The sequence below is a fragment of the Rhizorhapis sp. SPR117 genome, from assembly GCF_021742065.1.
In genome coordinates this window covers 1-575 of the sequence record NZ_JAKKIE010000224.1, presented here as the reverse complement: position 1 = coordinate 575, position 575 = coordinate 1, and the positions used below count along the sequence as shown (strand labels likewise).

2 protein-coding genes are annotated in these 575 nt (G+C 63.1%); both read right to left on the bottom strand.

The genetic code is table 11. The annotated features are described in order from the left end of the window. Window positions 1–43 precede the first annotated feature (43 nt). Complete coding sequence (locus L3X40_RS22110) at window positions 44–256, bottom strand: DUF2958 domain-containing protein (protein WP_237367471.1); 213 nt, start codon at window positions 254–256, stop codon at window positions 44–46. Continuing rightward, the coding region (locus L3X40_RS22105; protein WP_237367470.1) for a zincin-like metallopeptidase domain-containing protein at window positions 253–575 on the bottom strand (323 nt) is incomplete at its 5' end. The genes L3X40_RS22105 and L3X40_RS22110, both read right to left, overlap by 4 nt.

Sequence of the window (575 nt, the reverse complement as noted above, 5' to 3'; positions counted from 1 at the left end):
GCCTGCCGACCTAGCATTGTTCATCTCCTCAAAGAGGCGTGAATCAATGAGGTGGATTACAGTTCCGGGTGACTAGGCCGAACAGGATTCCGCCCTCATCCAGTTCCGTGGTGAGCCGGGCGGCGGCGGCAACGGGATTGAAGAAACGGACGACCGGCACCGGGTCGGGGGCGGGGTCGCCACGGCGGAGCGCCTCGCGACGGGCAAGGTCGTTGGCGCACAGTTGCTCGCGCAGTTCTGGTGTGACTAGGATCATGCCGCGATCCTCCCTTCCAGAGCCATTGATCCATCCGGGTCGGGATCGGGATCATCGTCATTGGCGGCGATGGCCGCTTCGGGACGAAAGGCGAGCAGATAGTCGGCAGCCTTCGAGGCAGCGCCGGCGGCGCGCAGGATCGCGCGATCGTCCCCGCGAATGATCTCCAACCAGGAGCCTATGTAATCGGCGTGCCGGACCGTGGGCGTGATACCGAGTGCGGCGCAGACGAAGGATGCAGTCAGTTCGGCGACATATCCTGACAGTCCAGCCAAAAACGGCGGTTGGAAGGTGAAATCCATCGGTGCCTCCAGCACTG

Bases quoted from the DNA above. Each gene is read 5' to 3' on its own strand.
- L3X40_RS22110 (WP_237367471.1), bottom strand. From the start codon at position 256: ATGATCCTAGTCACACCAGAACTGCGCGAGCAACTGTGCGCCAACGAC.